Source organism: Bartonella sp. CL434QHHD, assembly GCF_042195145.1.
In the GTDB taxonomy this organism is placed as follows: Bacteria; Pseudomonadota; Alphaproteobacteria; order Rhizobiales; family Rhizobiaceae; genus Bartonella.
Window position 1 is genome coordinate 1 of sequence record NZ_JBHINT010000003.1, and the last position, 6177, is coordinate 6177.

9 protein-coding genes are annotated in these 6177 nt (G+C 35.8%); all 9 read right to left on the reverse strand.

Annotated features, from left to right (window positions below; translation table 11 throughout):
* Window positions 1-236 precede the first annotated feature (236 nt).
* Window positions 237-995, reverse strand: a complete 759-nt coding sequence (locus tag ACFILN_RS00100; RefSeq protein ID WP_375664299.1) for a type IV secretion system protein — start codon at window positions 993-995, stop codon at window positions 237-239.
* A complete protein-coding gene (locus ACFILN_RS00105; protein WP_375664300.1) occupies window positions 992-3463 on the reverse strand; it encodes a VirB4 family type IV secretion/conjugal transfer ATPase in 2472 nt (823 codons plus the stop codon). Before ACFILN_RS00105 ends, ACFILN_RS00100 begins: the two co-directional genes overlap by 4 nt.
* A 2-nt stretch (window positions 3464-3465) precedes the next feature.
* Window positions 3466-3771, reverse strand: a complete 306-nt coding sequence (locus ACFILN_RS00110) for a type IV secretion system protein VirB3 (protein WP_273790547.1) — start codon at window positions 3769-3771, stop codon at window positions 3466-3468.
* Window positions 3772-3783: 12 nt separating this feature from the next.
* Complete coding sequence (locus ACFILN_RS00115; RefSeq protein ID WP_375670599.1) at window positions 3784-4092, reverse strand: conjugal transfer protein; 309 nt, start codon at window positions 4090-4092, stop codon at window positions 3784-3786.
* 125 nt (window positions 4093-4217) lie between these two features.
* Window positions 4218-4532 (reverse strand): VirB2 family type IV secretion system major pilin TrwL, encoded by a 315-nt coding sequence (gene trwL, locus ACFILN_RS00120; protein ID WP_375670600.1) that lies wholly within the window; start codon window positions 4530-4532, stop codon window positions 4218-4220.
* A gap of 58 nt (window positions 4533-4590) precedes the next feature.
* A complete protein-coding gene (gene trwL / locus ACFILN_RS00125) occupies window positions 4591-4902 on the reverse strand; it encodes a VirB2 family type IV secretion system major pilin TrwL (protein ID WP_375670601.1) in 312 nt (103 codons plus the stop codon).
* Between the two features lie 122 nt (window positions 4903-5024).
* Window positions 5025-5339, reverse strand: a complete 315-nt coding sequence (trwL, locus tag ACFILN_RS00130) for a VirB2 family type IV secretion system major pilin TrwL (RefSeq protein WP_375670602.1) — start codon at window positions 5337-5339, stop codon at window positions 5025-5027.
* 56 nt (window positions 5340-5395) lie between these two features.
* A complete protein-coding gene (trwL, locus tag ACFILN_RS00135; protein ID WP_375660679.1) occupies window positions 5396-5716 on the reverse strand; it encodes a VirB2 family type IV secretion system major pilin TrwL in 321 nt (106 codons plus the stop codon).
* 124 nt (window positions 5717-5840) lie between these two features.
* A complete protein-coding gene (gene trwL, locus ACFILN_RS00140; RefSeq protein WP_375660678.1) occupies window positions 5841-6158 on the reverse strand; it encodes a VirB2 family type IV secretion system major pilin TrwL in 318 nt (105 codons plus the stop codon).
* Window positions 6159-6177: the final 19 nt, after the last annotated feature.

The window sequence follows — 6177 nt, forward strand, 5'->3', positions numbered from 1 at the left end:
ATCTGATCAACTTTATTGAAAAGTTGCGCGAAAACTGTAAATTTCATGAAATTCCTCTTTAACGAATTTTCAATTTTTTATATGATTTTTAAGCACTTTTCGTTGTTTTTTTTAGGATGGAATTAAATTTCGTAGACCTTTTCAGTTTATGAGAGATAACTGAATATTATGCATTAACTTTTGCTTTTTACGAGCATACAAGAAAAATAATATACAAAATATTGTTACAAAAAGCTTTACCTAATAAATCTTATGGTAGGCATTTTCGTGTTTTTACTATTTAAAATTTTTATGTTATGTTTGTCCTTCTGCTGTTTGATAAGTGCATGTTCAGCGTTGCGTAAATGTGCGACCATTTGTAGTTTTGCTGTTTCATTTTGTAGCTTAGCGAGCATTCCAATTATATATGCTTGTAACTCAGCAATACTTTTTAGATCTGTTGTTGTCTTGATTTCATTTAATAGTTCTTCAATTTGCTGAAAACGATTATTTGCTTCTTCAAAAGTCTTTAAACTTACGGCTTTATCAGTGATAGCTGCATATTGGATACGATCGTTGATAAAACTGCTAGATTCATGGATAGAAATAGGAATTTCTTCTTCTTTTAAAATCTTTTTAAGTGATGTAGATAGCGCTGAAGATTCATTTCTATTGTAGAGCGTTTCTGGATTTTTGAGAAAAAAACTGCTGTGATCTGTTTGTGCACTTTTAAGTTTTTTAGTGTCGAATTTTTGGCTTCCCGTTATAGATTCGTGTATCTTTTTTGTTTCCTCAAGTTGTTTTTTTAGCATATCGAGAAGTTGGGCATCAGGTGGCGCTTTCTTTTGTTGTGGAGGTGTTTTCTTTGATGTTTTTGAACTCCCAAAAAAATTGGGCCACGTCGTTGGAATTGATGCCGACAAATCCGCTACTCCAGCGCCCCAAACCCAAGCCATTGCTGGGTTTGGAATCCCTAAAGTTATTACAACTACTATTGAAATGACCTTTTTTTTCATGTTTCCCTCCTGTCATTTTTTGCGTGCTGTAAGAAAATTGGTAACCATATTGCTGGATCATCACCAACTTCCGCGATAATGCTTTCGGCTAATTCTGCGTTATCAGGTGTACCTGATAATACCAAGAGCTCGTCACTAAAGTCGTGTTCGATGGTTTTTCCATCGCGTGTCAGATGGAATTTACCAAGATTCAGTTCTGCAAGTGCAGATTGATCGCCCTGCTTAATGAGGAATTGGCGACTAAACTCACCAAGTCCTTTAACGAGTTCAAATTCGGTATCTGTTAGTTTAAAGCCTTTTGTATAATCTTCATAGTTTGCTTTGGGGTTGGCTAGAAAAATGTAAGTTGCACACTGTTGAATGAGTGTTTTAGCAATATTACTTTCCAAGGCATCGCTAGGCTCTTGTGTTGCATAAACAAAAATACCATTTTGTTTACGGATAGTCTTTTGTTTATTTTTCGCTAAATCTTCAAAGTACGGATCTTGCAAAGGCTTCCAAAACTCATCAAAGATATACATAAATCGCTGTCCGCTAATCATGCCTTCTGTGCGGTAAAGCAAATACATCATCACTGGAGTGCGAGTTTCAAAATTATCTAAAAATTCCGTGATATCAAAGCCGTAAATTTGATGTGTTGAGAGATCAAGAGCATCATGGGGATTATCAAATAACCATCCATAATCACCACCTTCACACCATTTTAGTAAGCGAGCATGAACAGAAGGATGAGCATTATAATCACTTAAACGCGGATTTGGTAAAAATTGTACCAGAAAGGACAAACGACGGAGTGATTGGTCAATGTTACTGCTCATAACAGACATAACCGCTTTGTTAATTTCTTCCTCGTCGTGATGCGTGACCTCACCACCAGCTTCTGCCAATTTTTTAACAAATTGTTTCAGAAAAATAAGATTTTCTTGTGTGGGTGGGAGTTGGAAAGGATTGAAACCACTTCTCCTGCCTGGCTTGAATGTTAAATATTTTCCACCCATAGCCCGAATGGCAATTTCCATGCCACGATCTTTATCAAAAACAACAGTTGTCGGCTTAAATTTTTGTGCTTGTGCTAACAAAAAGCCGAGTAACACGGTTTTACCGGAACCAGATTGTCCGATAAGTGCGGTATTACCAAGTAAACGTTTATCTGTCGAGTCCTCTTCAAGTTTGGAGGCATGAAAATTGAAATAAAGCGGTGTTTTACTGATTGTTTTAAGAATTGTGACGGCTGGTCCCCATGGGTTGCCAGTGGGTTTTCCTGACATAAAATTATGAAAAGATGAAAATGATAAAAAGTTCAATGATGTAATCGGAGCAGGACGTGGTCTCCATTTCCAATTGCCAGGAAGTTGTGCCCAATAGCCAGCTTCTATCGCTAAGTCTACAGGTTTGGGCAGTACCGCAACGTCTAGTAATGCTGCACTCGCTTTGGCCATATGGTCGCGAACTTGCTGAATTGTATCACCATAGATAGTCAATGTGCAGTGATGTTCTCCCATGACAAAATGCCCACTGATAAGCTGGTTTAGTGCTTCGTCAATTTGTTCAATTTGGCTCGTTGCCACATCTCGTGCATCAATAAGATTACGCTGATGCCGTTGTAAATAGTCTTTAGCAGCATGTCGGGAGAGCACCGAAAAGCTCTGCGTCAATACGAACTCGAAGTCACTTTCCAACAAAACATTTAATTGTCCTGGTTTGGTTGTTGCATCATATTCTTTAATTTCCAGCATTCCAAATCGACGCATTCCACTGGTTGTTCGCAGTTCACCAAGAGCACCCCATTTTGAGAAAAAAGGTCGATTGATAGACATATAGTCGGAAAAACGGTCATGGCAAATTGGCATAGGGCGATATTCGCCATTGACAAGCATTCCCAGGAACTCAAGTGCAGAAGAATAAACATGCCCATTTTTTTCATAAGCACCAAGAAGTTCTGCACCGTAACGGTTTAAAGATTGGCCTAAAGTACGGTTGATGTCATTGAGTTCTTTGATACATGTGTCTTGTCGCATCTTTTTTTGATCAAGCGTTTCACGTTCATGTTTAGAAAAGAACGACATAATTTTATCCGCTATCGGTTGAAAAATAACAGTCAGATATAAATCATTGACCATCAAATTATAACCAGTAAAGCTTTGCCGATATTTTTCATCAAGTTGATAGCAAAACATTTGATCAAATGTTGAATCAGGATATTCATAAACACGGCGGCGCACAATATGCGTCCAAAATGATAAATTTGCCGATGCAATACCCCGTAGAGTATTGTTAAGCTCTTTTATCCATTGAAAAATATCATCTTCTGAAGCACTTTGATGCGAGCGTCCGTCAATCTTCCAAATCGATAAATATTCCGCACTTTTAGTAGAGATAATCGTATCTGTAATGTGATGTGAATAAGGAAGGAACAGACTTACAGGTGTCTCTGATATAAGACGTTTGCTGCTTTCAACAGCTGTCATACTTATCTCCTTTTATTATAATTAGAGGGACTATAACTTGATGCACCCCAAAAACCTTTATTGCGATTACGAAATTTGGTATCAATCCATAACCACCAGATACGAAACGCTTTATCATCGTTTTTGGTAATTTGCGCCATAATAAACCATAATGGTGGCGCTATAATCCACAAAAAGATATTTATTGTCATAGCAATAACAGCAACCATCATAAGCATAACAATAAACGGCATCATGGGGACACCCCATATAGTTGGAACACGTGTTGCTCCCTTAAATAAGGGAAAATTTTTTTCTTGCGATTTCATGGGATGTTCTCGTCACTGGAGGTGAAATAATATGTGGCTAATATAGAAAGCTGCACCAGCAATAATGACACTAAATGCCCATCGGATAAATGTAGCTCTTGCGATGATGCGAAATATATAAATAAGCAAAAGTAATAAAAGAATGATAGCAGCAACGACAGGAATAATTATACTTAATCCATATTGCATCCCTATGAAAACATCTAAACTCTTTGTTTCCGTCTGAGCATATGCAGATTGAGTTATTAATAACATAACTGAAGTGATAACAATAGCACTAATCTTACATACTTTTGATTTGAGCGTATTTGATTGCTTCATATCTTTTATCCCCTTTTAATTAAAGTTGCTATAAATAATATTCCTTTTTTCGTAGTATGAGCGACATTATTACTGGTAAAAATCTATAATCGACGAATATTAAAAACATTACGTATTATACTAATTTATGGTTGACCTGTAAATAGCATTTTAGCAAGTTGGGTTGCTGAACCTGCGATGACAACACCGATTGCCCATCGTATAAATGTATCCCTTTCAATGTAGCGTCCTGCGTAACCAATTGCTAAACATAAAAGTATAACAGCAGCAGCAACAGGAATAATATTCTCAATAAGATCTTTTTGCAGAGCATTTAAAGCGTCTTTAGCATTCTTTATTTCTGCATATGCGGGATGCGTTATAAAAAACGCAGTTATAGTTGCAGAAATTGTAATGATTCTGTTGTTATTTTTTGATTGAAGGTTGATTAGTTTTTGCATATTTTACTCTTATTATTAGATGAGTTTTTACATTAAAAACGTTTTGTATTATAACTACTTATGAATTACCTGTAAATAGCATTGTAGCAAGTTGGCTTGCTGAGCCAGCAATGACAACGCCGATTGCCCATCGTATAAATGTATCCCTTTCAATGTAGCGCCCTGCATAACCAATTGCTAAGCACAAAAGTATAACAGCAGCAGCAACAGGAATAATATCAATAAGGTCTTTTTTCAGAGCCTCTAAAGCTTTTCCAGCATGCTCTATTTTTGCATATGCAGGATGCGTTATAAAAAACGCAGTTATAGTTGCAGAAATTGCAATGATTCTGTTGTTATTTTTTGATTGGAGATTAATTAGTTTTTGCATACTGTACTCTTATTAAATTTTTATGAATGCTTTGTATTTCTATTATAGACGGAATAGAATTTTGCTATGTTAATAATTATTAGATGAGTTTTTACATTAAAAACGTTTTGTATTATAATTACTTATGGTTTACCTGTAAATAGCATTGTAGCAAGTTGGCTTGCTGAGCCAGCAATGATAACACCGACTGCCCATCGTATAAATGTATCCCTTTCAATGTAGCGTCCTGCATAACCAATTGCTAAGCACAAAAGTATAACAGCAGCAGCAACAGGAATAATATTGGTAGTAAGGTCTGTTTGCAGAGCCTGTAAAGCTTTACTAGCATTCTCTATTTTTGCATATGTAGGATGCGTTATAAAAAACGAAATTATAGTTACAGAAATTGCAACAATTCTGTTATTACTATTTGATTTAAGGCTAATTAATTTTCGCATATTTCTCTCATTAAGATTATAAATAACATTTTGTATTATAGTTGTCATCTTTAATTTTAATTAACTGCACCTGTGAATAACAGCTTAGCAAGCTGGGTTGCTGATCCAGCGATGACAACGCCAATTGCCCACCGTATAAATGTATCTCTTCCGATGTAGCGCCCTGCGTAACCAATCGCTAAGCACAAAAGTATAACAGCAGCAGCAACAGGAATAATATTTTTAACAAGATCATCCTGCAGAGCATCTAAAGCAGTTTTTGCATTTTGTAATTTTACTTGAGCATACACAGGATTGCTAATAAAAAATGCAGTTATAGCCGCAGAAATTGTGATAATTTGATTATTATTTTTCTGGAAATTAGTTAATTTTCTCATATTTAGTTTCATTGATTTATCATAAATATTTTTCTACGAAATAAGAAACAATTTCATTGATGCGTAATGAAGGCATTGAAATCCAAAGTTTCTTTTACAAAAAATATTTCATATTCCAAAAGATTTATACAGGTTTAAATAATAAATTGGCAAGTTCAGCTGCTGAACCTGCGATAACAACACCGATTGCCCACCGTACGAATGTATCTTTTCCGATGTAGCGTCCTGCATAACCAATTGCTAAGCATAAAAGTATAACAGCAGCAGCGATAGGGATAATCACCTTCAAGTCTGTTTGGAGTGCCTCTAAAGCAGTTTTTGCAGGAGTTAAAACTACTGCTTGGGCTAACACAGGATTGGACATAAAAAATACAGTTAAGGCTGCAGAGGTTTTAGTAATTTTATTTCGAATTATTGTTTGAAGAATTTTTGATTGTTTCATACTGTTTATCTCAATTTAG

Coding starts and splice junctions, on each gene's coding strand:
- ACFILN_RS00110 (WP_273790547.1), bottom strand. CDS start 3,771: ATGAAATCGCAAGAAAAAAATTTTCCCTTATTTAAGGGAGCAACACGT.
- trwL (WP_375670602.1), bottom strand. CDS start 5,339: ATGCGAAAATTAATTAGCCTTAAATCAAATAGTAATAACAGAATTGTT.
- trwL (WP_375670600.1), bottom strand. CDS start 4,532: ATGCAAAAACTAATCAACCTTCAATCAAAAAATAACAACAGAATCATT.
- ACFILN_RS00115 (WP_375670599.1), bottom strand. CDS start 4,092: ATGAAGCAATCAAATACGCTCAAATCAAAAGTATGTAAGATTAGTGCT.
- ACFILN_RS00100 (WP_375664299.1), bottom strand. CDS start 995: ATGAAAAAAAAGGTCATTTCAATAGTAGTTGTAATAACTTTAGGGATT.
- trwL (WP_375670601.1), bottom strand. CDS start 4,902: ATGCAAAAACTAATTAATCTCCAATCAAAAAATAACAACAGAATCATT.
- ACFILN_RS00105 (WP_375664300.1), bottom strand. CDS start 3,463: ATGACAGCTGTTGAAAGCAGCAAACGTCTTATATCAGAGACACCTGTA.
- trwL (WP_375660678.1), bottom strand. CDS start 6,158: ATGAAACAATCAAAAATTCTTCAAACAATAATTCGAAATAAAATTACT.
- trwL (WP_375660679.1), bottom strand. CDS start 5,716: ATGAGAAAATTAACTAATTTCCAGAAAAATAATAATCAAATTATCACA.